Annotated in this window: 27 protein-coding genes; 14 read left to right on the top strand and 13 right to left on the bottom strand. The window is 71.6% G+C overall.

Going from position 1 to position 26,969, the window contains the following annotated elements:
• Positions 1–49: 49 nt before the first annotated feature.
• The 5 genes from HNR73_RS11955 (at position 50) to ilvC (ending at position 7,491) form a co-directional block, all read left to right on the top strand.
• On the top strand, positions 50–3,247 hold the full coding sequence (locus HNR73_RS11955) for an AfsR/SARP family transcriptional regulator (protein ID WP_184787471.1): 3,198 nt from the start codon (positions 50–52) through the stop codon (positions 3,245–3,247).
• Positions 3,248–3,329: 82 nt separating this feature from the next.
• Positions 3,330–3,530, top strand: a complete 201-nt coding sequence (locus HNR73_RS11960) for a hypothetical protein (protein WP_184787472.1) — start codon at positions 3,330–3,332, stop codon at positions 3,528–3,530.
• A gap of 521 nt (positions 3,531–4,051) precedes the next feature.
• Positions 4,052–5,902, top strand: coding sequence for an acetolactate synthase large subunit (locus tag HNR73_RS11965; RefSeq protein WP_239122420.1), 1,851 nt, complete (start codon positions 4,052–4,054; stop codon positions 5,900–5,902).
• 3 nt (positions 5,903–5,905) lie between these two features.
• Positions 5,906–6,421 (top strand): acetolactate synthase small subunit, encoded by a 516-nt coding sequence (ilvN, locus tag HNR73_RS11970; protein ID WP_184787474.1) that lies wholly within the window; start codon positions 5,906–5,908, stop codon positions 6,419–6,421.
• Positions 6,352–7,491 (top strand): ketol-acid reductoisomerase, encoded by a 1,140-nt coding sequence (ilvC, locus tag HNR73_RS11975; RefSeq protein ID WP_275414602.1) that lies wholly within the window; start codon positions 6,352–6,354, stop codon positions 7,489–7,491. Before ilvN ends, ilvC begins: the two co-directional genes overlap by 70 nt.
• A 92-nt stretch (positions 7,492–7,583) precedes the next feature.
• Here the strand turns inward: ilvC and HNR73_RS11980 are convergent, their stop codons facing one another.
• The 4 genes from HNR73_RS11980 to HNR73_RS11995 form a co-directional block, all read right to left on the bottom strand.
• Complete coding sequence (locus tag HNR73_RS11980; RefSeq protein ID WP_184787476.1) at positions 7,584–7,766, bottom strand: hypothetical protein; 183 nt, start codon at positions 7,764–7,766, stop codon at positions 7,584–7,586.
• 136 nt (positions 7,767–7,902) lie between these two features.
• Positions 7,903–8,820 (bottom strand): hypothetical protein, encoded by a 918-nt coding sequence (locus tag HNR73_RS11985; RefSeq protein ID WP_184787477.1) that lies wholly within the window; start codon positions 8,818–8,820, stop codon positions 7,903–7,905.
• Positions 8,821–9,198: 378 nt separating this feature from the next.
• Positions 9,199–9,888, bottom strand: a complete 690-nt coding sequence (locus HNR73_RS11990; RefSeq protein ID WP_184787478.1) for a response regulator — start codon at positions 9,886–9,888, stop codon at positions 9,199–9,201.
• Positions 9,888–11,078, bottom strand: coding sequence for a sensor histidine kinase (locus HNR73_RS11995; protein ID WP_184787479.1), 1,191 nt, complete (start codon positions 11,076–11,078; stop codon positions 9,888–9,890). Before HNR73_RS11995 ends, HNR73_RS11990 begins: the two co-directional genes overlap by 1 nt.
• A gap of 150 nt (positions 11,079–11,228) precedes the next feature.
• On the opposite strand from HNR73_RS11995, the gene HNR73_RS12000 reads away from it, so the two are divergent.
• Entirely contained in the window at positions 11,229–13,637 is a 2,409-nt protein-coding gene (locus tag HNR73_RS12000; RefSeq protein ID WP_184787480.1) for an ABC transporter permease, read from the top strand.
• A gap of 1 nt (position 13,638) precedes the next feature.
• Here the strand turns inward: HNR73_RS12000 and HNR73_RS12005 are convergent, their stop codons facing one another.
• The 6 genes from HNR73_RS12005 to HNR73_RS12030 form a co-directional block, all read right to left on the bottom strand.
• Positions 13,639–13,884, bottom strand: coding sequence for a hypothetical protein (locus tag HNR73_RS12005; protein ID WP_184787481.1), 246 nt, complete (start codon positions 13,882–13,884; stop codon positions 13,639–13,641).
• A 253-nt stretch (positions 13,885–14,137) separates the two neighbouring features.
• A complete protein-coding gene (locus HNR73_RS12010; protein WP_184787482.1) occupies positions 14,138–14,596 on the bottom strand; it encodes a hypothetical protein in 459 nt (152 codons plus the stop codon).
• A 14-nt stretch (positions 14,597–14,610) separates the two neighbouring features.
• Entirely contained in the window at positions 14,611–15,147 is a 537-nt protein-coding gene (locus tag HNR73_RS12015; protein WP_239122419.1) for an EndoU domain-containing protein, read from the bottom strand.
• Between the two features lie 3 nt (positions 15,148–15,150).
• Entirely contained in the window at positions 15,151–15,645 is a 495-nt protein-coding gene (locus HNR73_RS12020) for a WXG100-like domain-containing protein (protein ID WP_184787483.1), read from the bottom strand.
• Between the two features lie 5 nt (positions 15,646–15,650).
• Positions 15,651–15,980, bottom strand: coding sequence for a hypothetical protein (locus HNR73_RS12025; protein WP_239122418.1), 330 nt, complete (start codon positions 15,978–15,980; stop codon positions 15,651–15,653).
• On the bottom strand, positions 15,980–16,423 hold the full coding sequence (locus HNR73_RS12030; RefSeq protein WP_239122417.1) for a YbaB/EbfC family DNA-binding protein: 444 nt from the start codon (positions 16,421–16,423) through the stop codon (positions 15,980–15,982). Before HNR73_RS12030 ends, HNR73_RS12025 begins: the two co-directional genes overlap by 1 nt.
• A 160-nt stretch (positions 16,424–16,583) precedes the next feature.
• On the opposite strand from HNR73_RS12030, the gene HNR73_RS12035 reads away from it, so the two are divergent.
• Entirely contained in the window at positions 16,584–17,144 is a 561-nt protein-coding gene (locus HNR73_RS12035; RefSeq protein ID WP_184787484.1) for a TetR/AcrR family transcriptional regulator, read from the top strand.
• A 38-nt stretch (positions 17,145–17,182) separates the two neighbouring features.
• Positions 17,183–18,730: an MFS transporter gene (locus tag HNR73_RS12040; RefSeq protein WP_184787485.1), complete on the top strand. Its 1,548-nt coding sequence runs from the start codon at positions 17,183–17,185 to the stop codon at positions 18,728–18,730.
• Here the strand turns inward: HNR73_RS12040 and HNR73_RS12045 are convergent.
• Positions 18,724–19,290: a TetR/AcrR family transcriptional regulator gene (locus tag HNR73_RS12045; protein ID WP_184787486.1), complete on the bottom strand. Its 567-nt coding sequence runs from the start codon at positions 19,288–19,290 to the stop codon at positions 18,724–18,726. The two genes, HNR73_RS12040 and HNR73_RS12045, sit on opposite strands and share 7 nt — an antisense overlap.
• A 98-nt stretch (positions 19,291–19,388) precedes the next feature.
• Between HNR73_RS12045 and HNR73_RS12050 the strand changes: the two genes are divergently transcribed.
• Together HNR73_RS12050 and HNR73_RS12055 are read left to right on the top strand one after the other, a co-directional pair.
• Positions 19,389–19,757 carry a nuclear transport factor 2 family protein gene (locus tag HNR73_RS12050; protein WP_184787487.1) on the top strand — a complete coding sequence of 123 codons (369 nt, stop codon included), beginning with the start codon at positions 19,389–19,391 and terminating at the stop codon, positions 19,755–19,757.
• Positions 19,758–19,873: 116 nt separating this feature from the next.
• The gene (locus HNR73_RS12055) at positions 19,874–21,088 is read left to right on the top strand and encodes a cytochrome P450 (RefSeq protein WP_184787488.1); all 1,215 of its coding nucleotides are present in this window, start codon (positions 19,874–19,876) and stop codon (positions 21,086–21,088) included.
• A 1-nt stretch (position 21,089) separates the two neighbouring features.
• Here the strand turns inward: HNR73_RS12055 and HNR73_RS12060 are convergent, their stop codons facing one another.
• Entirely contained in the window at positions 21,090–21,530 is a 441-nt protein-coding gene (locus tag HNR73_RS12060) for a hypothetical protein (protein ID WP_184787489.1), read from the bottom strand.
• Positions 21,531–21,573: 43 nt separating this feature from the next.
• On the opposite strand from HNR73_RS12060, the gene HNR73_RS12065 reads away from it, so the two are divergent.
• Positions 21,574–22,260: an SDR family NAD(P)-dependent oxidoreductase gene (locus HNR73_RS12065; protein ID WP_184787490.1), complete on the top strand. Its 687-nt coding sequence runs from the start codon at positions 21,574–21,576 to the stop codon at positions 22,258–22,260.
• Between the two features lie 199 nt (positions 22,261–22,459).
• Complete coding sequence (gene serA, locus HNR73_RS12070; protein ID WP_239122416.1) at positions 22,460–24,109, top strand: phosphoglycerate dehydrogenase; 1,650 nt, start codon at positions 22,460–22,462, stop codon at positions 24,107–24,109.
• Between the two features lie 34 nt (positions 24,110–24,143).
• Here serA and HNR73_RS12075 read toward each other — a convergent pair whose 3' ends face one another.
• Positions 24,144–24,293, bottom strand: a complete 150-nt coding sequence (locus HNR73_RS12075; protein ID WP_184787492.1) for a hypothetical protein — start codon at positions 24,291–24,293, stop codon at positions 24,144–24,146.
• A 73-nt stretch (positions 24,294–24,366) separates the two neighbouring features.
• Between HNR73_RS12075 and HNR73_RS12080 the strand changes: the two genes are divergently transcribed.
• The gene (locus HNR73_RS12080) at positions 24,367–24,795 is read left to right on the top strand and encodes a hypothetical protein (RefSeq protein WP_184787493.1); all 429 of its coding nucleotides are present in this window, start codon (positions 24,367–24,369) and stop codon (positions 24,793–24,795) included.
• Positions 24,796–24,872: 77 nt separating this feature from the next.
• Positions 24,873–26,966: a RecQ family ATP-dependent DNA helicase gene (locus tag HNR73_RS12085; protein ID WP_184787494.1), complete on the top strand. Its 2,094-nt coding sequence runs from the start codon at positions 24,873–24,875 to the stop codon at positions 26,964–26,966.
• The last annotated feature ends 3 nt before the right edge of the window (positions 26,967–26,969 follow it).

Raw genomic sequence — 26,969 nt, forward strand, 5'->3', positions numbered from 1 at the left:
CGGTCGCGGAAGCCTTGCGCGCCAAGGGAACTCTGCGATGATCGCGACTATGCCGACCGTCTCGTCCGGACCGCTCTACCGGCTCCTCGGCCCACCCGACCTGCGCACCCCCGAGCAGACCGTCGCCCTCGGCCCGAAGCAGGCGCTCGTCCTGGCCGGCCTGTTGTTCCGCGCCGGCGAGGTCGTCGCGGCGGGCACCCTCGCCGACTACGTCTGGGGCACCGACCTCCCGGCGAACCCGGCCTCGCGGCTGCGGACCCTCGTCGCCGAACTCCGCCGAACCCTCGGCGGCGTCGCGCCGGGCGCGATCGTCACCCGCGCGCCCGGATACCTCATCGAAGTCTCACCCGGGCAGTGTGACGTCGACGTCTTCCACACCGCCCTAACGGCGGCCCGGACCGTCACGGCACCCGAGACGGCCCTCGCCCACTACGACGAGGCCCTCGCCCTCTGGCGCGGACCGGCCCTCGACGGCCTCTACAGCCTGGCCGCGCAGGCCGACGCGGCCCGCCTCGACGAGCTGCACGCCTGCGTCCAGGAGGAACGCGCCGAGGTGATGCTCGCCCTCGGACGCCACCACACCCTCCTGCCGGAACTGACCGCGCTGACCGCGACACGTCCCGACCGGGAACGCCTCCACGCCCAGTTCATGCTCGCCCTCTTCCGCTGCGGCCGCACCGAGGACGCGCTCCGCGTCTACCGCGCCCTGCGCACCCGCCTGGCCGCCGAGTCGGGACTCGAACCCTCACCCGAGGTCCGGCGACTCCACAAGGACATCCTCTCCGCCGACCCCGCGCTGACCGTGGTCGCGCCCCGGCCCGCCCGACGCCTGTCGGGCCTTCCGCCCGCGACCGGCGTCTTCGCCGGCCGCGACGAACTGCTCACCGCCCTCGACGGCATCGACGGCGGCCTCGTCGCCATCACCGGCGCCGCCGGGACCGGCAAGACCGCCCTCGCCGTGCGCTGGGCCCACCGCCTCGCCGACGACTATCCCGACGGGCAGCTCCTCGTCAACCTCCGCGGATTCGACCCCGAACCCACCGACGACGACCACACCCCCACCGTCCTCGGCGGACTCGGCGTACCGCCCATCGAGATCCCCGACGAACCTGAGGCCCGTCGCGCCCTCCTGCACGAGGTCACCCACGACCGCAGGTTGATCATCGTCCTCGACAACGCCACCGACGCCGCCCAGATCCGCCCGCTCCTGCCCGGCGAGCCACGCTGCCTGGTGCTCGTCACCAGCCGCGACCGGCTCAGCGGCCTCGTCGCCATCGACGGCGCTCGCCGCGTCGCCCTCGATTCCCTCGACGCCACCGCCGCCGTCACCGTCCTCACCCACGTCATCGGCGCCGACCGCGTCCACGCCGAACCCGGCGCCGCCGCCGCACTCGCCGACCTGTGCGGCGGGCTTCCCCTCGCCCTGCGCATCGCCGCCGCCCAGCTCGCCGACCGCCCACGCCGCACCATCGCCGACCACGTCGCCGAACTCGCCACCGACCGCATCGGCCGCCTGCGCATCCGCGGCGACCGCAGCGCCGACCTGCGCGCCGCTCTCGACCTCTCCTACGCGTCGACGCCCGAACCCGCCCGCCGCCTCTTCCGGCTCGCCGCCTTCGTCAACGCTCCGGCCGGGATCTCCGTCGACACCGCAGCCGCCATCACCGGCACCGGACACGCCGACGCCGAGGCGCTGCTCGACGACCTGGCCGCCCGCCACCTCCTCGAACCGGCCGCCGACGGCCTGCACGTCTACCACGACCTCGTCCGCGAGTACGGCCACCGGCTCGCCACCGCGGACCCCGAGCGCGACACCATGGTGACCGCGCTGCTCGACCACCTCCTCCACCGCACCCTCGCCACCGTCGGCGGCTCCCACCGCGTGCCACCGCTCCCGCCGCCCGCGCGGCCGCTCCCACCACTCACCGCCGAGCAGGCCGAACGCCGCCTCGCCGCCGAACTGCCCAACCTCGTGGCCGCCGTCCACTACGCCGGTGCCGCCGGCCACGGCGAGACCGCCTGGCGGCTCGCCGACGCGCTGTTCGTTCCGATGACCGGCCGAACGGCGGCCTCCACCAGGCTCGCCGTCGCCGAGACGGGCCTGGCCGCCGCGCTGAAGGACGGCGACCCGCTCGGCGAGGCCGCCATGCGACACGCCCTCGGTGTCGTCAAACAGCGCATCGGCGACCTCACCGCCGCCGGCACGGAGCACACCCGCGCGCTGTCGGCCTACCGCGCCGCCGGACACCGCCGGGGCGAATCGCTGTCCCTGCAGGGACTGGCCGCCGTTCGGCACATGGAAGGGGATCTCACCACGGCGATCGGACTCGCCCGCGAGGCGCTGGCGGTCGACCGCGACACCGGTGACACCGAGTCCCAGATCGAGGGCCTGAACAACCTGGCCATGACCCGCGCACAGATCGGGGACCTCGACGAGGCCCTCACCGATCTCGCCGGAGCGCTCGCCCTCGCCCGCGGCCGCGGCGATCGTCACGCCGAGGCGCAGGTGCTCACCAACATCGCCTACGCGCACAGCATGCGCGCCGACCTGCCCGAGGCCGTCGCGATCCTTGAGGAGTCGGCCGGGCTGTACCGCGAACTCGGTCGCCTCGACGAGGAGATCAACGTGTGGTGCGGTCTCGGCTCCGTCCACTACGAAGCGGGCGCCCACGACAAGGCGCGCGCCTACTTCCAAGCGGTCCTCGACGAGGCCTCTCGCCTCGGCGATCTGCGGTTGACCGTTCTCGCCGGATGTGGCCTGGCCAGGGCCGCGTGCGCCGTCGGCGACCTCGGCGCGGCGGCCGGGCACCTCGACGTGGCCGCCGAGCATCTCGGCGACGCCCGGTTCGGGTACGGCCGCTACCTGCTCGCGGCCATCCGGGCACGGATCGCCCTCGAACGCGGCGAACTCGACGAGGCACTCGAAAGGGCGAGCACCGCCCTGCGACTCAGCCGCGGCGGCCAGCACGAGTCGGTCGCCCTTGGGTTGCTCGCCGAGGTGCACCTGTGTCGCGGCGACGTCGAAAGGTGCATCGACGACGCCGGTGCGGCCCTCACCGGACACCTGCGCGCCGGACGCCGACTGGAACAGGCCCGAACGCTGCTCATTCTGGGACGCGCCCATTCCCGGCGCGCCGACCACTCCGCCGCGGAGGCGCGTTGGTCGGAGGCCTTTCGCCTGCTCACCGGGACCGGTTTCCCCGAGATCGCCGAAGCGTGGGGACTGCTGGCCTCCGGCGGGCGCTGAGCGGGCGCTGAGCGGGCGGGCTCGGCCGCAAGCTCGATGCGGCCGCCCCGCACCGGGCGGGGCCCTCGGCTCGGGAGTCCACATGAAGATCATCGGGAAGATCGGCGACAAGGTCCTGTCCGCCCTGGTTCCGGCGAAGAACGCCACCGCCGGGTGCCCGTCCGACTGCTACACGGAGCGGCAGAAGCTGTCCAGTGGCAACTGCCGGTACCGCCGTTGCTGCTTCACCTCGTCCTGCAACCTCAGCTGCGGTCCCTGGACCCGCCCCTCGACCTGCCCCTGATCGGCGGTTCGGCGGCGGTGCGTCCTCATTCAGGGCGCGCCGCCGCACCCGGGCCGTCCGCCCCCGGCCACCGAAGCGAACAGCACGCCAGGACCGCAGCGCACCGCCGCACCGTCGGTGACCCCTGTCACTCCACGCCGTCACCCTGGGTGTCCTCCCGCCCCCTGAACGGCCCTTCAGCGTCCCAGGTCGCATGAGGAAATCCGCCCCCCGCGACGGTGAATCCCCAGGTGCCCGCGCACAATCCCGCCCACCGCGACGACATCCCAGCATCCGGAACAAGTTGACTCGGGCGTTGAGATGCGGCAGTCTTACGGCGTGCATTCGAGCCACCCGGTGAGCGCCAACGCGCAGCACCTCGTACTTATCTAGCGCACCGCCGCAGTCCGACTGCGACGGTGCGCCCGCCCCCGTGCGTCTTGCACGCGGGCGTTTTTTGTTGCCAAAAGAGCCCAAAACGCCGCAAGACCACCAAGAAGCCCGACCGACAACGACAAGACCGAGCGAACCGGATGAAGGTCATGACAGATCCCGTCAAGCATCCAGTCCCACAACCGCCGCCTGCGTCGCCGCTCGCCCTCGCGGGCCGCGCCGTCCCCGCGCAGCGCCAGGCGGGCGTCCAGGTAACCGGCGCGCAATCGCTCATCAAGTCCCTTGAGGCCCTCGACGTCGAGGTGGTCTTCGGCATTCCCGGCGGCACGATCCTTCCCGCCTACGACCCGATGATGGACTCCACCCAGGTCCGCCACATCCTGGTCCGGCACGAGCAGGGCGGCGGCCACGCCGCCACCGGTTACGCCCAGGCCACCGGCAAGGTCGGCGTCTGCATGGCGACCTCCGGTCCCGGCGCGACGAACCTCGTCACCCCCATCGCCGACGCCTACATGGACTCCGTGCCCCTGGTCGCCATCACCGGTCAGGTCACCCGCAACCTCATCGGCACCGACGGGTTCCAGGAGGCCGACATCGTCGGCATCACGATGCCCATCACCAAGCACAGCTACCTGGTCACCGACCCCGAGGACATCCCCCGGGTGCTCGCCGAGGCCTTCCACCTCGCCTCCACCGGCCGCCCCGGCCCCGTCCTGGTCGACATCCCCAAGGACGTCCTCCAGGCCGAGACCGTCTTCAGCTGGCCGCCGCGCAAGGAGCTGCCCGGCTACAAGCCGACCCTCCACCCGCACGGCAAGCAGGTCCGCCAGGCCGCCGAACTCCTCGCCGCGGCCGACCGCCCGGTCCTCTACGTCGGCGGCGGCGTCCTCAAGGCCGGTGCCACCGGCGAACTCCACGAACTGGCCGAGAAGTCCGGCGCACCGGTCGTGACGACCCTGATGGCCCGCGGCGCCTTCCCCGACTCGCACCCGCAGCACCTGGGCATGCCCGGCATGCACGGCACGGTCTCGGCGGTCTACGCCCTCCAGCGCTCCGACCTGATCGTGGCCCTCGGCGCCCGCTTCGACGACCGCGTCACCGGAAAACTCGACTCCTTCGCGCCCGACGCCAAGGTCGTGCACGTCGACATCGACCCCGCCGAGATCGGCAAGAACCGCCACGCCGACGTGCCGATCGTCGGCGACGCCAAGGCCGCCATCGGGCAACTCGTCGACTACCTCGCCGAAGGCGCGGCCGGACTCGGCCCCGACGAACCCCGCCTCGCGCAATGGTGGGCCCAGCTCGACGACCTCCGCCGTCGCTACCCCCTCGGCTACGACAAACCCGCCGACGGGGCACTGGCACCGCAGTACGTCATCCAGCGCATCGGTGAGATCGCCGGACCCGACGCCCTCTACGCCACCGGCGTCGGACAGCACCAGATGTGGGCCGCCCAGTTCATCTCCTACGAGAACCCGGGCACGTTCCTCAACTCCGGCGGCGCCGGAACCATGGGCTACGCCGTCCCCGCCGCGATGGGCGCGAAGTTCGGGCGGCCCGACAAGGTCGTGTGGGCCATCGACGGCGACGGCTGCTTCCAGATGACCAACCAGGAACTCGCCACCTGCGCCATCGAGGGCATCCCGGTCAAGATCGCCGTCATCAACAACGGCAACCTGGGCATGGTCCGTCAATGGCAGACCCTGTTCTACGACAAGCGCTACTCGAACACCAACCTCGGCACCCACGGCGTCGGGCGCATCCCCGACTTCGTGAAACTCGCCGAGGCCCTGGGCTGCGTCGGCCTGCGCTGCGAGACCTACGAGGACGTCGACGACGTCATCAACAAGGCCATGGAGATCAACGACCGGCCCGTCGTCATCGACTTCATCGTCGGCGCCGACGCCCAGGTCTGGCCCATGGTCGCCGCCGGAACCGGCAACGACGAGATCATGTTCGCCCGGGACGTGCGCCCGATCTTCGACGAGGATGAGTGCTGACCGATGACAACGCATACCCTCTCGGTCCTGGTCGAGAACAAGCCCGGCGTCCTGGCGCGCGTGGCTGCCCTCTTCTCCCGGCGCGGCTTCAACATCGACTCCCTCGCCGTCGGTGAGACCGAACAGCCGGGCGTCTCCCGCATCACCATCGTGGTCAACGTGGACGAACGGCCCCTCGAACAGGTCACCAAGCAGCTCAACAAACTCGTCAACGTCCTGAAGATCGTGGAACTGGAGCAGTCGGCCTCGGTGCAGCGCGAACTGCTGCTCGTCAAGGTCCGCACCGACGCCTCGACGAGGTCGCAGGTGGTCGAGGCCGCCGACCTCTTCCGCGCCCGGATCGTCGACGTCGCGCCCGACAGCGTGATCGTCGAGGCCACCGGCACCGCCGACAAGCTCGGCGCGCTGCTGCGGCTCCTGGAGCCCTACGGGATCAAGGAGATGGTCCAATCGGGACTCGTCGCCGTCGGGCGCGGCAGCAAGGCCATCACGACCCCGGCTCTGCGCAGCGCCGCGTAGCCGAACAGCACGCCAGCACGAACAACCGCGAAGTTCTTAAGGAAGGCAACAAACACATGTCCGCTGAAGTGTTCTACGACGACGACGCCGACCTCGGCCTGATCTCGGGCAAGAAGGTCGCCGTGCTCGGGTACGGCAGCCAGGGGCACGCTCACGCCCTGTCCCTGCGCGACTCCGGGGTGGACGTGCGGATCGGCCTGCAGCCCGGCTCGAAGTCGGCGGCGAAGGCCGAGGACGAAGGGCTGCGGGTCCTCACGCCCGCCGAGGCGTCCGCCGAGGCCGACGTGATCATGGTGCTCGTGCCGGACACCGCCCAGGCGGTGCTCTACGCCAACGAGATCGCCCCCAACCTCACCGAGGGCAAGGCGCTGCTCTTCGGCCACGGCTTCAACATCCGCTACGGCCTCATCACCGCCCCCGAAGGCGTCGACGTGGCCATGGTCGCCCCGAAGGGCCCCGGCCACCTCGTGCGCCGCCAGTACGTCGACGGCAAGGGCGTGCCCTGCCTCGTCGCGGTCGAGCAGGACGCCTCCGGGCAGGCGCAGGCGCTCGCGCTGTCCTACGCCAAGGCCATCGGCGGCACCCGCGCCGGCGTGCTGAAGACGACCTTCAAGGAGGAGACCGAGACCGACCTGTTCGGTGAGCAGGTCGTGCTCTGCGGCGGCGTCGCCGAGCTGGTGCGCGCGGGCTTCGACACCCTCGTCGACGCCGGTTACGCCCCCGAGGCCGCGTACTTCGAGTGCCTGCACGAGCTGAAGCTGATCGTGGACATGATCTACGAGGGCGGCCTGTCGAACATGTGGTACTCGGTCTCCGACACCGCCGAGTACGGCGGCGTGTCGCGCGGACCGCGCATCATCAACGACGGCGTGCGCGAGGAGATGCGCCGCGTGCTCACCGAGATCCAGGACGGCTCCTTCGCCAAGGAGTGGGTCGCCGAGGACCAGTCGGGCCGCGAGAACTTCGCCAAGCTGCGCGAGGAGCAGAAGAACCACCGGATCGAGCAGGTCGGCGAGCAGCTGCGGGACATGATGCCGTGGGTGAAGCGCCGGATCACCGAGACGGCGTGACCGGTCCGGGCGCGATCCGCCCGGCCTGACCACCGACGCGACGTCGAGCGCCGGCCCTCACCGGGCCGCGCTCGGGGTCGCGTTTCTCGTGCTCAGGGGCGGTAGGGCAGCACGCGGCCGAAGGACGACAGTTCGGTGGCGCAGGAGTCGCACACGAGCAGGTAGGCGCCGTTCTCGCGAAGGATCCTGTGGGTGGCGCGGGGGCGTGGCCGGGTCCCGAAGTGCGGCTGGTCGCAGCCGGGGCCGTTGGCCGCGGCGTCGGTGATGTCGCTCATGGGCCGACGGTAGCGAGCGCCCGCCGCCCGGCGAGCCGTTGCCCGGTTGCCGCTTCCCACGCGCGCGTTCGGGCACGGTCGTCTCGGGCCGCCGCCTTCGCCGGCGTGGCGGCGGCCCGTGTGCCGGCCGGACGCGTCAGCCCTCCGCGGGTTTGAGCTGGTCGGAGTCGAGGGAGCCGAGAACGTCGCGGACGCCTTCCTTGATGGCGTTGGTGAGGACGTCGTCGGCGATGCCCTCGGCGATCGCCTGCCCGACGGCCTTGACCAGTGCCGGTGCGAGGGTCTTGGGCAGTCCGTCGACGCGCTTGCGCAGTTCGGTGAGCTCACCGGCGAGTTTGGCGACGTCGGCGCGCGCGGCGGCGGCCTCGACCTTGGCGGCGTGCGCCAGTTCGGGACCGAGCCACCAGGCGAAACTGGCGCGGACGGTCTTGTTGGCGGTGAAGTCGCCGCGCCATTCCCAGTTGGGGATGCCGGTGTCGTCGCCGGGGTCCCATTGCATCATCGTCTTCATGTCGTCTTTGGTGATGGCCACGATGGAGTCTCCTATCAGGACGGACAGGACGCCGGCGAGGATGTCCCAGTCGGTGACGAACTGGCGGGTGACCGACAGGTGGATGTGCCACATGTGGCTGTCGTCGCGGTCGTGGTCGCTGCCGCGTCGCTGCAGGTCATAGGCGTAGGGCCGCTCGCCGTCGATGGTGCCGATGAACTCGCGCAGGACCGGCGTCCGGCCGACGTAGAGCCGAGGGTCGCGCGCCTTGGCGGCGGCGTCGAGGCGCCGGGAGTAGAGGATGATCGTGGAGAAGTCCCCGCCTTGCGCGTTGGGGAAGGTGAGGTCGAGCGCGGCGGCCTTGTCGGCGGGGCCTCTGCGGTCGGCGGCGAACTGGCGGCTGTAGTCGCCGGGGACATTGGCGTTGCGGGTGTTGTGATATCCCGATTTCGGCGCGAATATCCCACCGAGCTGCGTCTTTGGGTGATGGACGTCGAACTCCGACCACAGTCGCCACATCGCCGCGGTGATGCGGGACGGGTCGGGGTTGGGCTTCGCGGCCATGGCGGCTCCTTAGGGAGTGGCGCGCGGTTGTTCGTGAGGCGCGGCCGCGATGTGGGCGGCTCGGCCCTGTGGGGTGGGGGAGCGCGGCCGGCGCGGGCCGGCGGCGCGGGGCAGCACAATGGACGGTGTGTTTTCACCGTACTGCGCCGTGTAGTGCGGGTATTGCCCGTTTGTGCTGCGCGTGCGGGCGCAGTCGCGCAGCTGAGAGGGCCGTCGGGGCGTCACGTCAGGGCGCTCCGGACGGGCGACTTCAGCGAACGAGGGACTCCCACGCGGTGTCGGTGCCGCACCCGCACACGCACGGCGAGCACCGGAACCTCTCGGCGGCCGGCTGATCCTGTGGCACGTGGCCGTCGGGCGTCCACGGCCCGGCGACCCTCACCGGTGCGGCCTGACCAGCCCCGACTCGTAGGCAAGGACCACGATCTGCACGCGGTCCCGCAGCGCCAGTTTCGTCAGGATCCGCCGCACGTGGCTCTTCACCGTCGCCTCGGCGACGCCGAGGCGGTCGCCGATCTCCAGGTTCGACAGGCCGCGCGCGATGAGCAGGACCACCTCGTGTTCGCGCGAGGTCAGGTCCGACAGGCGCCGGTCGGGCACCGCCGAGGCGGTGAACTGCGGGGCGAAGCGGTCGAGCAGCCGTTTGGTGATCCTCGGCGCGACGATCGCGTCGCCGCTGGCGATGACGCGCACGGCGCTGAGCAGGTCCTCCGGTGTCCCGTTCTTCAGCAGGAAGCCGCTGGCGCCGGCCCGCAGCGCGGCGAAGGCCTCTTCCTCCTCCTCGAAGGTCGTCAGGACCAGGACCTTCGGCGTGGAGCCGTTGAGGACACCGCCGGTCAGGTGCGCGGTGGCCTCGATCCCGTCCATGACGGGCATGCGCACGTCCATGACCACCACGTCGGCGTGCACGCCGGACAGCAGTTGCAGCGCGGCGGCGCCGTTGCCCGCCTCGCCGACGACGGTCATGTCGTGCTGTGAGTCCACCACGAGGCGCAGGCCGGTGCGGACGAGTTCCTGGTCGTCGACGAGGACGACGCGGACGGCTGCGGCGAGTGCTTCGGCGGTCATCACGTGCCTTTCGGCTCGGGTGTCGGTTGGCTGGGGGTCGGGATCAGTGCGGTGACGCGCCAGCCACCGCCGGGCCGGGGACCGGCGGTGAACTCGCCGCCGTAGACGGCGACGCGTTCGCGCATCCCGGCCAGGCCGTGGCCGCCGTCGTCGGGGACGGCGGGGAGGGGACGGCCGTTGCCGTCGTCGGTGATCTCGACGCCGGTGGCGTCCGAGCCGGCGTGGACGTCGACGGTGACGTGCGTGCCGGGGCCGGCGTGTTTGAGGGTGTTGGTGAGCGCCTCCTGGACGATGCGGTGAACGGCGAGGGCGACGCCGACGGGCAGCGCGGCGGTGTCGCCGGTGGTGTGCACGGCCGGGTCGAGGCCGACGGTCTTCGCCCACACGGCGAGTTCGTCGAGGCGGTCGACGTCGAGGGGCCGTCGGCGTGGGCCGGGTTCCGCGGGTTCGCGCAGGACGGCGAGGAGCTGCTGGAGTTCGGCGAGGGCCCGGCGGCCGGAGTCGCCGGCGGTGAGCAGGGCGCGGCGGGCCTGGTCGGGGGAGGCGTCGATGGCGTAGGAGGCGCCGTCGACCTGCGCGATCATCCCGGCGAGGGCGTGGGCGATGACGTCGTGCATCTCGCGGGCGATGCGTTCGCGTTCGCTCGCGGCGGCGGCCTCGGCGAGGCGCAGTCGTTCGCGCTGGAGGGCGGTGTTGCGTTCTTCGAGGCCCTGGATGTAGAGGCGGTGCGTGCGGGCGGAGAAGCCGATGGTCCAGGCGGCGGTGGCGACGGCACCGAGGAGCAGGGCCTGCCGCCACCAGTGGGGGCCGGAGAAGGTGGAGACGAGGAGGGCCGCGAAGAGTCCGCCGGCGCAGGCGAGGAGGGCCTGCCACAGGTGGCGGGTGTACTTGGCCAGGGCGTGGACGGCGACGAGGACGGCGAGGTCGAACAGGACGGGCGCGGTGAAGCGCATGTCGGTCTCGGACGTCGACAGGGTGTAGGCGAGGACGACCTGGAGGAGGCCGAGGGCGAAGACGATCCCACCGGTCCACAGTGGATGGCGGCGCCGGACGAGCAGCGCGGCGGCCATCGCGAGGCCGATCGCGCCGACGACGGGCGAGCGGCCGACCGACATGTCGAAGGCCGTCGCCGCCAGCACGACCGCGCACACGGCGAGGTCGAAGAGGCGGCTGCGGGTCGAGGTCGGCATTGATCGAGGGTATCCGTGGAAAAGGGGCCTGAGGTGCGTGTTCAGGATGGTCCGCCGCCGGCGGACCTACGCCCTAGGGCGCAAGATCGGCCCGAAAGCTCACTCCGCGACCCGAGGCCGGGCCGATCACGCGCCCATAGCGTCGGTATCGTGCCGAAACTCCCACCCTCATTCCGGCTCGCCTGGGCGCACGCCCTGCGGCAGAGTCTCACCGCGCTCGCCGTGATCATCGGCGTCGCCTTCATCGCCGCGACCTTCATCGTCACCGACGGCGCGCGCGACGCGATGAACACCCAGACCTCGGGTCAGTACCGGGGCAGTGCCGCCGCCGTCTTCGACGAGGAGGGCTTCACCGGCGCCGCACTCGACCGGATCCGCGCCACGCCGGGCGTGGCGGCCGTCGCCGGGGCGGTGTTCGGGCCGGGCGCGATCCGCTCGACGGCCTCGCAGTCGGCGAGACTGCCGGAGATCGGCTGGTTGTCGGCGGTGCAGTCCGCGCCTTTCCAGCCTTTCGACGTCGTCTCGGGGCGGCTGCCGGGGGCCGGTGAGGCCGTCATCGACGCGGCCACCGCCGAGAGCAACGGCTACGTTCTCGGGTCGGCGCTGGCGGCGTCGGCGGGCGACAACCGGCCCACGTCGACGTACACGCTGGTCGGGACCATCGACACGGAGGGGACGCGCTTCGCCGACCGGCCGATGGTGGGCCTGTCTCCCGACGACGCCCTGGCCGCGTTCGGGCAGGACTCCTTCGACCGGCTCCTGGTCGCCGCCTCGCCGGGTACGAGCCCCGACACGCTCGTCGCCGCCCTCAAGACCTCGCTGGGCGCCGACGCCGACATTCTCACCCACGACGAGATCGTCGACCTCGAACTCCGCGACGCCTACCGCAATCTCGACATCATCCGCGCCGGACTGTTCCTCTTCGCGCTGATCGCCGTCCTGACCGCCGGGTTCGTCATCGCCAACACCTTCACCATCGTCCTCGCCCAGCGCGGCCGCCAGCTCGCCCTGCTGCGTCTGGTCGGCTCCTCGCGGGCCCAGATCTTCCGCGGGGTGCTGCTCGAAGCCGGTCTCGTCGGCGGTGGCGCCTCGCTGCTCGGGCTGGCCGCCGGGATCGGCGTGGCCGCCGGGCTCCGCGCGGTCCTCACCGGCCTCGGCACGAGCTTCGGCGGTGCCTTCGTCATCGAGCCGCGCACCCTCGTCGTCGCGTTCGTCACCGGCGTCCTGGTCACGACCGGCTCGGCCGCGCTGCCCGCCTGGCGGGGCACACGCGTCCCGCCGATCGCCGCGCTCGCCGAGACCGCCACCGAGGTCGCGCGGCCGATCGGGCGGGCGCGGATCGCGTCCGGTGTGCTCCTGCTGGCCGCGGCGGTGGCGAGTCTGGCGCTTCCGGCGTCGATTCCGCAGGTCGCGCTGATCGGGATCCTCGGGTTCTTCGGGCTCGTCGCGCTCGGCCCGGCCTACATCCCGGCGCTCGCGCGGGTCGTGGGCTGGCCCGTCGCGCGCCTCGGCGGGTGGGCGAGGCTCGCCGTGGTGTACTCGGCGCGCAACCGGCGGCGGGTCGCGGCGACGACGACCACGCTGGTGCTGTGCGTGAGTCTGGTGTCGGCGGTGATGATCGGCGCGAAGAGCATCGAGGCCGGGATCGACGCGGAGATGGCGACGAGTTTCCCGGCCGACTTCACCGTCAACGGTGCGGTCCCGGCGGAGCTGGTCTCCGAGCTGGCGGCCCGGCCGGAGCTGGGCACCGTTCTCGCGCAGCGCTCCGGGGAGGTCGACGGGACGGTCGTGCAGACCGGCGATCCGGCGATCCTCGACCAGGCGAACCCGCGGCCGAAGGAGGGTTTCCCGGGTGACCTGCGGGACGGGACGGTCGTGGTGACCGGCGACTTCGGCGGGCACGTCGGCGACACGCTGCGCCTTCGCGGGCACGACTTCACCGTCGTGGCGGTCCTCACCGAGCCGGGCGACTTCGCCGTGTTCACCGAGGCCGACGCGCGGCTGCTGCTGCCCGACGCTCCGGTCACCGCGCTCATGATCACCGCTTCGGGGTCGCTGGAGGAGGCCTCGGCCGTCGTCCGGGACGCGATCGCGGCCCATCCGGCGCTGAGTCTGATGGACGTCGACGCCTACCGTGACGCCCGCACCGCCGGGCTGGACCGGCTGCTGGCCGCGGTGATCGCGCTGCTGGCGCTGGCCGCGCTCATCGCGCTGGTCGGGATCGCCAACACGCTGAGCCTGTCGGTGGTCGAGCGCGCTCGTGAGCACGGGGTCCTGCGGGCCTTGGGCGTCGGGCGCAGGGGAGTGCGGGGGATGCTCGCCGTCGAGGCGATGCTGGTGGCCGTGGTCGGCGCGGTGCTCGGACTGGGGCTCGGGCTGTGGGTCGCGTGGGCGGCGGTCGAGGCGCTGAAGGCCGACGGCCCGGTCACCTTGACCGTGCCCGCCGGGCAGGTCGCGGGGGTGCTCGGCACGGTCGTGCTGGCGGCGCTGGCCGCGTCGGTCCTCCCCGCCCGCCGGGCCGTGCGCGCGCCGATCGTCGACGCGCTGTCGCGGGAGTGAGTCAACTGTCGTTGGTGAGGCTGAGGACGGCGGCCCAGTCGTCGGTGACGAGGAGGAGGTCGGTCCACAGGGCGGCGTACCAGGACGCCGGTTCGCGCCTGACCCGCCAGGCGCCGCGCACGGGGCCGAGGGCGTCTTCGATGAGGAGGACCGTCCAGGACAGAAGGAACTCGGGTTCGGCGCGGGCGGCCCTCGTCGGGAAGAGCCCGTCGAACGCGCCCATCGAGCGGGCGGCCCGCAGGAACACCCCGGCCCACTCCTCGTCGAGAGCGTCGAGCGCGATGACCCGCGAGTACCGGCCGTAGATCGCGTCGGTGGCGGCGTTCGGGCCGGGTGCGGCGGGGACCGGGCCGCGCGGTCGATCCAGAAGACGCCGGCCGAGGCGCGCCTGGCGTCGAGCCGGGTCGCGACGGCGTCGATCTCCTCGGCGAGATCGTCCGGGGTCACGGTGATGGCCGCGAAAGGAGGGGCGGGGCGCCCGTGGGAGCCCCGCCCGTCGCCTACGCCGGTCCGGAGACCGGGATGCCGAGCCGCCCACGGTAGGGGTGGGGGCGCTTCCACGCCGCCTCCCACTCCAGCAGGTCGGCCTGCCACTCGGGCAGGTCGGGCCGGTAGAGGCGGGTGACCTGCGGGTCGCCGGGGAGCCCGATGACGAACGCCCAGTAGCGTTCGAGGGTCTGCCGGACGAAGTCCAGCGGGTACTCGCCCTGCTGGTCGGGGTTGTACATGTTGCGCAGTGAGACCCCGTCGAGGGAGACGTCGACGTGGAAGCCCTCGCCCTCCCACTCCTCGGCCTCGCGCTGGTGGAGCGTGTCGTCGACGATCGCGAGCGCGTCGAGGCACATCGTCGCCGAGTGCCCCACGTCCATGACGAGCCACACGCCGAGCGCGGTGTAGGCCGGGTCGCTGACCTCGTAGCGAGGGCGGCGGTTCTCGATGTGGAAGCGGATGACGTCCATGGTGGGCATTCCTATCAGATGCTCGGGTAACCGTGCTTGATCGCCCCGCTGGCGGTGTCCCAGAAGCCGACGATCGGCAGACCGTCCGGCCCGGTTCCCGACCAGGAGCCGTCGGCGTTCTTGGTGCCGTTCTTGAAGGCGTCGGAGATCGCGTTGTCGATCTTGCCCGGGGTCCAGTCGTCGGGGAAGAAGGTGCTCTTGCCGCCGTTACCGGCCTTGACCTTCCACGTGTCGGTCGGCGGTGGCCCGGGGTCGTGGACCAGGAACTCCGTCCGGGCCTCGTAGGCGCCGCTGGGGTGCGTCTTGGTCGGCGGGTCGGTACGGCGGCCGGGGAAGTCCTTGCCGCCCGGCCGGTAGTGGCCGCCGGTGCGCTTCTTGTAGTCGTCGGTCTTCGTCCGGTTGCCCTCCATGGTGTGGCGCAGGGCTTCCGGGGACATGCGGTTGGGGTCCTTGGCGCGTTTGACCTTGCGCCCGTCGTTCTTGCGCAGGTACCGCAGCGCCTTGCGCATCAGCGTTCCGGTGGACTTGCGCTGGCTGGCCTTCTTCGCCACCGATCAGCCCTCCATCAGCTTGAAGATGGCCTCGGTGACCAGGTTGCCGACGATCGTGCGGGACAGCTGCTGGAAGATCGGGATCTCGGCCAGGGAGGCGCCGAAGGTGACCGCCGCGGTCGCGATGGCCTGGGCGATCTGGATCGCGAGGACGATCAGCTGCACGATGACCGCGATCTTCAAGGCCAGGATGATGGCGCCGCAGATGATCAGGCCGGTGCCGGTCAGGACGGCCGCGGTGGCGCCGTCGGTGAGGCTGTCGGCCGGGCTGTCCTCCTTGGTCCACCACTTCTGGAAGGCCTCGGCGTTCGGTCCCTTGTTCACGGTCCAGACCTGCTGGGCCCCGGTGTTGGCCTCGGCGACGATCCCGTTGATCTCACCGGAGAAGGAGACCCAGGCGCCGCCCATCTCGAACATCTTCATCTCGTCGCCCTCGGGCCAGGTGTAGCCGAGGATCTCCAGGAGGCTGCGCAGCTCTCCCGGCAGTTGCATGCCCACCGGTGTCAGCCCCCGAGTTTCTGGTGGAACCTCGTGAAGTCGCCGTCGGCGGCCTCTTCGACGATCCGGTACTTCTCGGCCATCTCGCTCAGGTCGACCCCGGCCGAGCTGATCTCGTCGAGGGCGTCCTGGTAGCACTCGAAGGCGTACTCCGAGACCTCGTCGTGCGCGGCTCCGATGAGCCCGCCGAGGTCGTCGTTGTCGCCCCAGGGCCGGTTGTAGCCGTTCAGTTCGGCCTGGAAACGGGAGAGCGCCTCCCCGAAGGAGGTGGCGACGTCCTGGAGGACCTTCCCGGCGCCGTCGATGCCGCCGATGTCGACCTGGAAGCCCGTCATCAGCGGCCGCCCCGGTTCGCGATGCGCTCCTGGGCGTCGACGAGGGCGTTGGTGAACGCGGTGAGCTGGGCGCCGGCGGTCTCCTGGATGCCCTTGAGCTGTTCGTTGAGTTCGCTGAAGTCGGTGTCGCCGGAGAGTTCGGCGGACTTGGCCTGGAGGTCGGCGAGGGAGGCGTTGACCGCGCTGGTCAGCTCCTCGGCGAGGACCTCCGAGCCGAGCCGTACGGCCCTGGGGTCGATGACCATGCCGCTGACCCGGCCGGGAGGGGCCGTGCGGACGATGATCTGGCCTTCGGCGGCCTCGGCGTAACCCTCCAGGGGCTCGGCGGGTTCGGCGGTCCGGTCCGAGTCGGCCCGACCGCCCCCTTCCTGGAACCGTCCCAGCGCCGACATCGTTTGAGAGAGCATGCGAGTGAGGCCCGAGGGGTCCACTGCTCCGGTCACGTTGCTGCCTCCTTGGTACTGAAACGTCGCTGAATTGTAGGAGTCGTACGCAAAAGGACTTTCACCTGTGGGGGTGGAGTTGATCACCACGCCTCGCCAAGGCTGAGACCTTGCCGTATCGTTTGAGACAGTCATGTATCAAATCGAACGGAGGGGTCTCATGGTCGCCAATCGTGAGCAGATCGCCCGGGCGGCGATCCGGCGGCTCAACGCCGATCCCGTCGCGTCGATGACCCAGATCGCCGAATCGGCCGGTGTGAGCCGGGCCACGCTGCACCGCCACTTCGCCAGCCGCGAGGAGCTGATGGGGGAGCTCGGCCGCCTGTCGGTCGCGAGCTGGCGGCAGGTGCTCGACGACGCCGGCGTCGACGAGGCCGTCGCCGAAGGCTCGGCGGCGGCGATCACCGCCGCCCTCGACGCGCTGTGCCACCACTGGATCCGCGATGTCGAGGAGTTCGGCTTCGCCCTCACCGAGACCGGCGCCTACGGCCATGACGAGCTGCTCATCGCCGTCGAGGAGCAGCACGCCCGCGAGCACGCCTTCTACGCCGCCGCGCAGCACGCCGGCGTCGTCCGCGGCGACATGTCCGCGGTGTGGATCGCCCACGCCGCCTTCGGCCTCCTCGTCGGCCTGCGCGAGGCCCTCCGCCGCGGCGACATCGCCGTCCGCGACGGCGAACGCCTCCTGCGCGAATCCTTCCTGCGCGGCTGCGCCGCCTGAGACCTCACCCACTCGCAACAAACGCAAGGACTCTCACCATGACCACCACCCTGGACTCCGCGCGCCGACATACGGCGCCGCAGCTCGACCCGAAACGCTGGGCCGGGCTCGCCGTGCTCTGCGCGAGCCTCCTGATCGTCGCGATGGACATGACGATCCTCAACGTCGCGCTGCCCGCGATCTCCGAGCAGCTCAGGCCCGGCTCGGTGCAGCTGCTCTGGATCGTCGACATCTACCCGCTCGTCGTCGCCGGACTCCTCGTCACCGCCAGCGGCCTCGCCGACAAGTTCGGCCGCAAGCGGATGCTCATGACCGGTTTCGCGACCTTCGGCGTCGCCTCGGCGCTGGTGCTGTTCATCGATTCGGCTCCCGGGCTGATCACCGTCCGCGCGCTGCTCGGCATCGGCGGGGCGCTGATCATGCCCTCGACGCTGTCGATGATCCGCAACCTGTTCACCGACGCCAGGGAACGCGCCGTCGCGCTCGGTGTCTGGGGTTCGATGGCCGCCGTCGGCACCGGCCTCGGCCCGATCGCCGGTGGCGCGCTGCTGGAGCACTTCAGCTGGCACTCCGCCTTCCTCGTCAACGTGCCGGTCATGGCGATCGCGCTGGTCGCGGCCTGGCTGGTGCTCCCCGAGTCCCGCTCGCACCGTGCGGGCCGCTGGGACGTCCTCGGCACGGTCCTGTCGGTCGTCGGGATGGTCGCGCTGATGCTCGCCATCAAGAACTTCGGAAAGCACGGCCTGACCGACCCGGCCGCCCTGATCGCGACCGTCGTCGCCGTCGGCGCGCTCGGCTGGTTCGTCCACCGCAGCCTGCATCGGCCCGACCCGCTGCTCGACATCCGCCTGATGAAGCGGCGCGCGCTGTCGGCCGGCCTCATCGCCGCGCTGACCACCAGCATCGCCCTGGCCGCGATGCTCCTCCTGGTGGCGCAGTGGATGCAGCTCGTCGTCGGGATGACCCCGCTGGAAGCCGGTGTGCACCTGCTCCCGGCCGCCATCGCGGCGGGCATCCTGTCGCCGCTGGCGCCGCGCATCGCCGCGGTCGTCGGCGCCCGGACCGTCATGGCCGGCGGGCTCGCCTTCGGCGGCCTGGGCTTCCTGGCCCTGTTCGTCATGCCCGCGCCCCTGACCTACGCGACCGTCGCGCTGTCGCTGACCCTCGTCGGCATCGGTATGGCCTCGCTCGCGATCGGCTCGGCCGCGGTCATGTCGAGCAGCCCGGCGGAGAAGTCGGGCAGCGCCGCCGCCCTTGAGGAGACCGCCTTCGAACTCGGCGGCGCCCTCGGCGTGGCGATCCTCGGCAGTGTCGCCGCGATCGTCTACCGTGCCGGGCTCTCCACCGGTGACCTCGCCGGGATGGGCGTGACCGGTGACGCCGCCGAAGCGGCCCGTGAGTCGCTCGGCGGGGCCGTCGCCATCGCCGACCAGGCCGGTGCCGCGGCCCTCGCCGAACAGGCGCGGGACTCCTTCACCGGAGCACTGGAGATCTTCGGCGTCGCCGGCGGCGTCCTCATGCTGATCGGCGCGGCTGCCGTGTGGCTGCTGACGCCCAAGGGCATGTCGGTCACCGGCGCTCACTGAGCGTCGAGCACGGCCTCCACGAGGGGGCGGGCGATCGCGGCCGCCCCCAGGCCCGGCCGGACCGCCTCCTCGACCAATATCGCGTCGACCAGGAACTGCAGCCGGATCGCGGCGCCCTCGGGGCCGGGATGGCCCATCGCGTCCAGCTCGGCGCGCAGCATCGCCAGCACCCTGTCCTTGTGTCCGATGATCTCGGCGTAGGCGGGGTGCTCGGGTGAGGTGAGGCTGGAGTGCGCGGCGATGTAGCGGCAGCCGTGGAAACCTTCCCGGCCGGTGAACTCGCCGAGCCGGTCGAAGAGGGCGAGCAGCCGGGCGCGCGGCTCGTCCCCGCCGGAGTCGAGACCATCGGCGTAGCGGCGTTCGTCGACGGCGGCGCTGGTGCGCAGGACCTCGGCGACGAGTTCGTCCTTGCCGCCGAAGTGCTGGTACAGCGAGCGGCGCGCGACCTCGGCCTCCTTGAGAATCGCGTCGACCCCCACGGACACGCCGTGGCGGTAGGTCAGGTCGCGGGCGGCGGCCAGCAGGCGGTCGCGGGGCCCCGGGCGGGCAACGGCGGTCATGGGCTTCAGTCTCCCACGGACTTGACGGTAGACCGATCGTTCGGTTTACTTCACCTAACGATAGACCGACCGGTCTATCTGCTGTGAGAGGAACACCCATGAGTCACCACGACGCCTTCCTCGCCAACTGGCGCACCTTCTGGGCCGACCCCAGCCCCGAGCGTGCGGGGACGCTCGCTCACCCCGAACTCGTGATGAGCTTCCCCGGCCAGGCCGCGCCGATCAGCGGCGTCGACGGCTGGCGCGAGCGCGTCGCCGGTCTGCTCGCCCGCTTTCCCGACCTGCGTCTCGAACCCACCCACGCCGCCTCCAACGACGAGGGCTACATGTTCATCAGCTGGCGCGGTACGGCGACCCTGGCCGGGGAGGTCCGCACCTTCGAGGGCGTCGACCGCATGCTCCTGGTCGACGGTCTCGTGAAGGAGACCCTGGTCGCCTTCGACACGGCCGTCTTCGCCGACGCCTGAGCCCGCGGGTGGCGGCGGGCACCGCCGCCGCCCACGGCCAAAACGATCCACAATGGACATCCCCGGACGGCGCGCCTAGGGTGAGGGCAACACTCCGCGTCGAAAGGGGATTCACCATGAGCGACCGCGCACAGACCCCGCCCGACCCCGTCGATTACCCCTTCGCCACACCCCAGGGCATCGATCCGCCGGCCGAATGGGCCGAGCTGCGGCAGGGCTGTCCCGTCGCCCACGTCCGCCTTCCCAGTGGTGACCAGGCCAGACTTCTGACCCGCTACGACGATGTCCGGGGCATGCTCGCCGACCCGCGCTTCACTCGCAGCGGCCCCGGTTCGGCCCGCATGTCGAGGACGACCGGCGGCGTCTTCGACGGTGACAGCAACCCCATCCCGACCTCCGGCGACGGTCACCTGCGCTGGCGCCGCCTGGTCACCCGCTGGTTCACCGTCCGCAAGATGACCGAGCTCAAGCCGCGCATCGAGGCGATGGCCGGGCACCTCATCGACGGCATGACCAAGCAAGGGCCCCCGGCCGACATGGTCGCCGGTCTCAACTTCCCCCTCCCCGTGTGGGTGATCTGCGAGATCCTCGGCGTCCCCGACGGCGACCGCGACAGGTTCGCCCACTGGTCGAGCACCCGCATGAGCATCAGCAAGTACAGCCAGGAGGAGATCGACACCGCGACCGCCGAGTACGCCGAGTACTTCACCGCGCACATCGCGGCCAAGCGCGCGAACCCCGGCGACGACCTGCTCAGCGAACTCATCACCGTCGTCGACGCCGACGACGGCCGCCTGTCCGAGATCGAACTGCTGGCCACCGGCCAGGGCCTGCTCATCGCCGGGCACGAGACGACCTCCAACCAGCTCGGCAAGATGTTCGCCCAGCTGCTGTCCGATCGCTCCCGCTACGCGAGCCTGCTGGCCGACCCCGGCCTGGTGCGCACCGCCGTCGAGGAGACCCTGCGGATGGACTCGATGTCACCGTTCGGGCTGCCCCGCTTCCTCACCGAGGACGTCGAGATCGACGGGGAGGTCCTGCCCGCCGGGACGACGGTGATCAACAGTCTCGCCGCCGCCAACCGCGACGAGGAGGCCTTCGACGGCGCGGGGGAGATCCGCCTCGACCGCTCGCCGAACACGCACATCGCCTTCGGTGTCGGCCCGCACTCGTGCATCGGCCAGGCCCTGGCGCGCACCGAACTCCAGGCCGTCCTCGACGTGGTCCTGCGCCGGCTGCCGAAGCTGGCGCTGGCCGTGCCCGTCGAGGAACTGCCGAAACGCGAGGGCATGCTCGTCGGCGGACTGGAACGACTGCCGGTGACCTGGTGAGCTAGACCTTCTGGGCGGTGGCGGGCGACCGCCACCGCTCCTTCCGCCCGTCCAGCCAGTCCCGGCTCGACGGCAGCCACAGCACGATCAGCACGAACAGCGACAGCGGCGCGAACAGCAGCCAGATCTCGAAGGTCCGCGGCGACAGCACCGACGGCGGCACCGTCCCCGGGATCGCGCACAGGCTTCCCACCAGCTGCGCGACGGCCACCGCGACCACACCGCCGGGCCTGCCCGTGCGGTACATCCACATCGGGCCGGCGAAGCACGCGACGACCAGGATCAGCGCCGCCGCGCAGAAGGCGAGCGCGACCCGTCCCGCGTCGATCTTCGTCAGCGCCACCCCGGCGGCACCGGCCATCGGCACCACCAGGAGCCGGCAGACGCGGGCGGCGGACGTGACCGTCCACGGGGGACGGGGCGCGGCCGGTAGATTCACCACGGACCATCTGTACCATTTCGCGCGGCCGAAGGGACGTCATCACGTGCCGACACACAGCGGGCCCGTCGCGGTCGTGACCGGGGCCAACAGGGGGATCGGCCGTGAGGTCTGCCGTCAGCTGGCAGCCGAGGGCTACGAGGTGGTCCTGACCGCGCGCGACGGGGCCAAGGCGGAGAAGGCCGCCGCCGAGCTCGGCGTGCGGGGTTTCCCGCTCGACGTGACCGGCGATCCCGCCCCTCTCGCCGCTTACCTCGACCGCGCCTACGGCCGCCTCGACGTCCTGGTGAACAACGCCGCCGTCCTCTACGACACCTGGCAGCGCGCGATCACCGCCGACCTCGATGTCGTCCGCGAGGCCGCCGAGACGAACCTGTACGGGCCGTGGCGCCTGACGCAGGCCCTCCTGCCGCTCTTGCGTCGCAGCGCGCACCCGCGCGTGGTCAATGTCTCCAGCGAGAGCGGTTCGCTCGCGAGCATGGGCGGCGGCACACCCGCCTATGCGGTCACCAAGGCCGGGCTCAACGCGCTGACGCGGATGCTCGCCGCCGAGCTGCGCGGCGAAGGCGTCCTGGTCAACGCGGTCTGCCCCGGCTGGGTCGCCACCGACATGGGCGGCGCGGGCGGTCGCCCGGTCGCCGAAGGCGGCGCGAGCGTGCTGTGGGCGGTCCGGCTGCCCGACGACGGCCCCACCGGGGGCTTCTTCCGCGACGGACGGCCCGTGCCCTGGTGAGTCCCAGTCACTGGGATACAGGTTCCACCCAGGGGTATCAGGCGCACCCAAACCGCCCCATACCACCCGTGACCACCTCCACTGTGGAGATGTCCGGCGGGTTAACCCGTTCAGAGGCCTGTTACCAATGACCGTACGATGGGTTCGCGCAGCGTCGCGCCCCGTTTCTATTGCAGCGTCTATGGCCGCGAGGTACGCCGTGTCTAAAGCTCCCCTGACCCCTGATGCTCCCCGTGACGGTCGTCGCGTCGTCGTGATCGCCGACCCGCTCGCCCACTCCGCGGTCGCGACCCTCACCGCCGAGTTCGACGTCCGCGACGTGGACGGCACCGACGTTCCCGCCCTGCACGCCGCCCTCGCCGACGCCGACGCCGTGATCGTGCGCAGCGCCACCCGGATCAACGCCGAGGCCCTGGCCGCCGCGCCGAAACTGACCGTCGTCGCGCGGGCCGGTGTCGGCCTCGACAACGTCGACGTCCCCGCCGCCACCGAGCGCGGTGTCATGGTCGTCAACGCGCCCACCTCCAACATCGTCTCGGCCGCCGAACAGGCCGTCACGCTGCTGCTGGCCTCCGCGCGGCACACCGCCAACGCCAACGCCTCCCTGAAAAAGGGCGAGTGGAAGCGCTCGCGCTTCACCGGCGTCGAACTGGCCGGTAAGACCGTCGGCGTGGTCGGCCTCGGGCGCATCGGGCAGCTGTTCGCCGCGCGCATCGCCGCCTTCGACACCAAGGTCGTCGCCTACGACCCCTACGTGCAGCCCGCGCGCGCCGCTCAGATGGGCATCACGCTGCTCAGCCTCGACGAGCTCCTCGCCGTCTCCGACTTCATCTCCATCCACCTCCCAAAGACGCCCGAGACCGTCGGGCTGATCGGCAAGGAGGCCCTGGCCAAGGTCAAGCCCGGCGTGCGGATCATCAACGCCGCCCGCGGCGGTCTCCTCGACGAGCAGGCGCTCGCCGACGCGATCACCGAGGGCCGCGTCGCCGGTGCCGGCATCGACGTGTTCCACACCGAGCCCTGCACCGACTCGCCCCTGTTCGCGCTGGAGCAGGTCGTCGTCACCCCGCACCTGGGGGCCTCGACCGTCGAGGCGCAGGACAACGCCGGCCTCGACGTCGCCAAGAGCGTGCGCCTGGCCCTCAACGGCGAGTTCGTGCCCGACGCGGTCAACGTCCAGACCGGCGGCGTGGTCGCCGAGGAGGTCCGGCCGATGCTGCCGCTGGCCGAGCGCCTCGGCAAGGTCTTCACCGCCGTCTCCGGCGGTGCCGCCCAGTCGGTGACCGTCGAGGTCCGCGGTGAGGTCGTCGTCGCCGCCGACGTGAGCGTGCTGCAGCTGGCCGCCACCAAGGGCCTGTTCGCGGGTGTCGTCGACCAGGTCACCTACGTCAACGCGCCCCTCCTGGCCAAGGAGCGCGGTGTCGACGTCGGCCTGTTCACCAGCCCCGAGAGCGCCGAGTTCCACAGCCAGGTGACCGTGCGCGGCGCCCTGACCGACGGTCGCGCGACCTCGGTGTCGGGCACCATCACCGCCGGTCCGCGCGAGGTCCTCAAGCTCACCGAGATCGACGGTTTCGACGTCGACCTGGAGGCCGACGGCCCGCTGCTGTTCCTGCGTTACACCGACCGCCCCGGCGTCGTCGGCGTGCTCGGCGGCGCCCTGGGCGACGCCGGGATCAACATCGCCGCGATGCAGGTCGCCCGCCGCGTGGTCGGGGGAGAGGCGCTGATGGTCGTGGCCGTCGACGCCGACCTGCCCGCCGACCTGCTCGACCGGGTCGCCTCCGCCGTGGGCAGCACGCGCGCGGCGACGGTCACCCTGTCGGACGACTTAGGACGTCGCAAGTGAGAACGGCCCCGGGTGTCCCGGGGCCGTTCTCGTGTCAGGTGAGTTCGAGGGAGCCGTCGGGCTTGCGCTTGTAGACGATCGCACCGTCGTAGGCGGTCGCCTCGTCGACGTCGACCGTCAGTTCGTGCGCCTCCTGCGGCGGCGTGGGAATCTCGGGCGGCGGATCTGCGGGAGCTTCGCTCATGGATCGACGATAGCCCCGGAAAGATCCGTCCGCCGTCCCCGTTTCGTCGCACACGGGCCCTATGGTGCCGCGCATGGGCATCCTCACCGAGTACTTCACCGTCGACGACGACGCCGTCACGCCCGAACTCATCGAGCACGGGCCGTACGGGCTTCTCCCCGAAGAGGACAAGCTCATCGCCAAGGGCATCGACCCCGTCGTCATGCTCGGGCAGCTCGGTGAGCAGCTGACCGGCGTGGACTTCCTGGAGATCGGCGGCTCCGACCGCTGTGGCGGGGGCCCGGAGCACAGCGTCGAGCGGCTCACCACCGCCATGCGCGACGCGCTCGCGGCCATCGACCCCGCCGACGTCCCGGCGGTCGCGGCGACCTGGGTGACGATTGAGGAGTTCGGTGGCGGCGTCAACGGCCCCGACATGGAGTGGTTCGTCACCGACCTCTCGGCGCTCGCCCGGAGGGCCGTCTCCTCCGGCCGCCACCTCTACTGCTGGTGGTCGCTGTAGCGGTGGCATGCTGGACTTCACCGCCCCGGGCGTCACGCTCCGCGAAAGTGTCGTAGCCAACTGCTATCAAGGACCGCATGACTGACATCTCGCCGCAAAACGACCTCCGTACCCGCGCCGAAGCCCACCTGCGCGACCTCGCCGGGCCGAACGCCGTCCTCCGGCCCGACCAGTGGACCGCCATCGAGGCCCTGGTCGTGAAGCGAAAACGGGCGCTGGTGGTCCAGCGCACGGGATGGGGAAAGTCGGCGGTCTACTTCGTGGCGACCGCGCTGCTGCGCGCCGCCGGCGCCGGGCCGACGGTCATCATCTCGCCGCTGCTGGCCCTGATGCGCAACCAGATCGACGCCGCGGCCAAGGCGGGCGTGCACGCCGCCACCATCAACTCGTCCAATGTGGACGACTGGGACCGCGTCCGCGACGACGTCGCCGCCGGTTCGGTCGACCTGCTCCTGGTCAGTCCCGAGCGGCTCAACAACCTGGAGTTCCGCGAGGCGATCCTGCCCGGGCTGGCCAAGGACGCCGGTCTCATCGTCGTCGACGAGGCCCACTGCGTCTCCGACTGGGGCCACGACTTCCGGCCCGACTACCGCCGCATCCGCGACCTGCTCGACGGTCTGCCCGAGGACACCCCGGTCCTGGCCACCACCGCCACGGCCAACGCCCGCGTCTCGCACGACGTCGCCGAGCAACTCGGCTCCGACACCCTCGTCCTGCGCGGCACCCTCGAACGCGAGAGCCTGAGCCTGGCGGTCGTGCGCACGCCGGACGCGCCGACCCGCCTGGCCTGGCTGGCCGAGCGGCTGCGGGAGCTGCCCGGGTCGGGCATCGTCTACTCGCTCACCGTCGCCGGTGCCGAGCAGACCGCCGAGTACCTGCGCGAACAGGGCCACGAGGTCCGCGCCTACACCGGCAAGACCGACGCCGACGAACGCCTCCTCGCCGAACGCGAGCTGCTCGACAACCGCGTCAAGGCGCTCGTGGCGACCTCGGCGCTGGGCATGGGCTTCGACAAACCCGACCTCGGCTTCGTCGTCCACCTCGGGGCCCCGTCCTCGCCCGTGGCCTACTACCAGCAGGTCGGCCGCGCCGGGCGCGGTGTCGACCGCGCCGAGGTCATCCTCCTGCCGGGCAAGGAGGACACCGACATCTGGGCCTACTTCGCCTCGATGGCCTTCCCGCCCGAGCGGATCGTCACCTCGGCCCTGTCGCTGCTCACCGAGCCGATGTCGGTTCCGCAACTGGAGACCCACCTCGACCTGAGCCGCTCCCGCCTGGACATGATGCTCAAGGTCCTCGACGTCGACGGCGCCGTCCGGCGCCTCCCGCGCAGCAAGTGGGAGGCCACCGGCAACCCGTGGGTCTACGACGCCGAGCGCTACGCCCGCATCGCCGGTGAACGCCGTGCCGAGCAGGACGCCATGCTCGCCTACCTCGACACCACCGAATGCCGCATGGCCTACCTGCGCGGCCAGCTCGACGACCCACAGGCCGCGCCCTGCGGCCGCTGCGACAACTGCACCGGCACGCGCGTCGAGGCCGGTGTCAGCGAGGCCGCGGCGGAGGCCGCCCGTGGGCGCCTGTACAAGCCCGGCGCCGAGATCGCCCCCCGCCGCATGTGGCCCTCCGGGCTCGGCGAGCTGGGGCTCAGCGGGAAGATCAAGCCCGAGTCGCAGGCCGCGGAGGGGCGGGCCCTCGCGCCGAACCTCTACGTTGGCTGGGGCCAGCGGATCCGCTCGCTCGTCGAGCCCGACGCGCCCGACGGCGAACTGCCCGACGACGTCCTCGGCGCCCTCCTCGAACTCATCAAGGGCTGGGGGATCGGCAGGCCCGGCGCGGTCGCGTCGATGGCCTCCGGCCGCAGACCCGAACTGCTCGCCTCGGCCGGCCGCCGCATCGCCGAGGTCGGCCGCGTTCCGTACCTGGGTTCCCTGGCCTATCGCGCCGGTTCGCCGGGCAGCCAGTTCAACAGCGCCCGTCGCGTGTCGGCGGTCTGGGGGACGCTCACCGTGCCCGAAGAGCTGGCCGCGGCCCTGCCGGAGGTACGCGGAAGCGTGCTCCTGATCGACGACGTCGTGGACACCCGCTGGACGCTGACGGTCGCCGCGCGCCTGCTGCGCGAGGCCGGGGCCGAGGAGGTCGTGCCGCTGGCCCTGGCGCTGGCGGGGTAGTCC

Origin of the sequence: Phytomonospora endophytica (genome assembly GCF_014202425.1) — a bacterium.
GTDB lineage: Bacteria > Actinomycetota > Actinomycetes > Mycobacteriales > Micromonosporaceae > Phytomonospora > Phytomonospora endophytica.